Source organism: Streptomyces sp. NPDC018947 (assembly GCF_044390505.1).
Taxonomy (GTDB): domain Bacteria; phylum Actinomycetota; class Actinomycetes; order Streptomycetales; family Streptomycetaceae; genus Streptomyces.
Map to the genome: position 1 here is coordinate 1 of NZ_JBIRZD010000042.1, position 2,312 is coordinate 2,312.

1 protein-coding gene is annotated in these 2,312 nt (G+C 70.2%); it reads right to left on the minus strand.

What is annotated here, in order from left to right:
* Positions 1-2,147 (minus strand): condensation domain-containing protein (locus tag ACH499_RS34550; protein ID WP_399020987.1); only part of this gene is annotated, 2,147 nt, incomplete at its 3' end.
* Between the last annotated feature and the right edge of the window lie 165 nt (positions 2,148-2,312).

Genomic DNA, 2,312 nt, shown 5'->3' on the forward strand with positions numbered 1-2,312 from the left:
CGACCCACCAGAACCCGCGCCAGCCGATTCGCCCGCGCATTCAACTCCGCATACGACAACTCCACATCGCCGCACACCAAAGCCACCGACTCCGGCGCCCGAGCCACCCGCTCCTCGAACAACTCCGGAAACGTCAGCTCCTCCACCACCGAAGCCGACTCATTCCACCCCTCCAGCACCAAAGCCCGCTCGGACTCGGTGACGACGTCCAGCTTCAGCAAAGCCCGGTCCGGGTCCGTGACCACGGTGCGGAGGAGGGATTCCAACCGCTGGACGAGCAGTTCGGCATCGCCGGGCTCGAAGAGGTCGAGGCTGTATTCGACCAGTCCGACAAGGCCGGCGGGCTCCTGATCCGGGGAGTGCTGTTCCCTGAAATTGAAGGCGAGATCGAACTTCGCCACGCCGAGTTCCACGGGAAGTACGTCCGCGTCGGCGCCGGTGAGGCTGAGGCTGTCCGGGGGGTCGTTCTGGAGGGTGAGGGCGATCTGGAAGAGGGGGTGGCGGGCCAGCGACCGCTCCGGGTTGAGCTCCTCCACCAGCCGCTCGAACGGCAGGTCCTGGTGCGCGTACGCCGCCAGGTCCGTCTCCCGCACCCGCTCCAGCAACTCCCGGAACGTCGGGTTCCCCGACGTGTCGGTCCGCAGCACCAGCGTGTTCACGAAGAACCCGACCAGATCGTCCAGCGCCGGATCCGTCCGCCCCGCGACCGGAGCACCCAACGGAATGTCCGTCCCTGCACCCAACCGCGTCAGCAGAGCCGCCAGCGCCGCCTGCACCACCATGAACACCGACACACCACTGCCACGGGCCAGCTCCACCACCCCCGCGTGCAGCTCCGCGTCCCACCGCGCCACCACCCGGCCACCCCGATGGGACGGAACCGCGGGACGCGGCCGGCTCACCGGCAGCACCAGCTCCACCGGCAGATCCGCCAGCGCCTCACGCCAGTACGCCAACTGACGCCCACCCAGACTCCCCGCATCGGCCTCATCACCGAGCAGCCCCCGCTGCCACAACGCGTAATCGGCGTACTGGACCGGCAGCTCCGCACCCCACACCGGTGCCTCACCGCCCACGCGTGCCGCATACGCATGAGACAGATCCCGCGCCAGCGGCCCCATCGACCAGCCGTCGGCCGCGATGTGATGCACCACCAGCAACAGCACACACGACCCGTCACTCACAGAGAAGAGATGAGCCCGCACAGGGACTTCATGGGCAAGGTCGAAGCCCTGGGCAGCGGCAGCCACCAGCTCATCGGTGAGCTTCTGCGCGTCGATGGCCTGCTCGAAGAAGGGCACCTGCGCCTGCCCGGCCGGCAGCACCCGCTGCCAGGCGGCGCCGCGCTCCTCGGGGAACACCGTCCGCAGCGACTCGTGCCGCGCCACCACGTCCGCCAGCGCCTGCCTCAGGGCCTCCCGGTCCAGCCCACCCGTCATCCGCACCGCGAACGGCACGTTGTACAGACCCGAATCCGGCTCCAGGCGGTCGATGAACCACAGCCGCTGCTGCGCGTACGACAGCGGCACCCGCTCCCCACGCTCCGCCACCGCACGCAACGGCTCCCGCACCGCGTCGTTCCCACCGGCCAGGAGGACGGACAGGTGCTGGGCCAGACGCTCGACCGTCGGCGCCTCGAACACCGCACGCACACCCAGATCGACCCCGAACAGCGCACCGACCCGCGCGGCAAGACGAGTCGCCGTCAGCGAATGACCGCCCAGGGTGAAGAAGTCGTCGTCGACACCGACCCGCTCCAGCCCCAGGACCTCGGCGAACAGGTCGGCGAGGATCTCCTCCTGCGGCGTCCGGGGTCCGCGGCCGGAGATCAGGGCGGCGTAGTCGGGAACGGGCAGGGCGGGACGGTCCAGCTTGCCGTTCACGTTCAGCGGCAGCTCGTCCAGCACCACCACCGCCGCCGGGACCATGTAATCGGGCAGCACCCGCGCCGCATGCTCCTGAAGCTCCCGCTCCAGCCCGTCACCCTGCCCGTCGGCCGGCACCACATAGGCCACCAGCCGCCGGTCCCCGGGCCGGTCCTCCCGCACGACGACCGCCACCCGGGCCACCGCCTCATGCCCGGCCAGTACCTCTTCCACCTCACCGGGCTCGATCCGGAACCCCCGGATCTTCACCTGCTCATCCACCCGGCCCAGGAAGTCGAGCTGCCCGTCCCCACGCCACCGGCCACGGTCACCCGTCCGATACATCCGGGACCCCGCACCACCGAACGGGTCCGCGACGAACCGGCCCGCGGTCAGCCCCGCCCGGCCCAGATACCCCCGGGCCAGACCAGGACCCGCGACATAGAT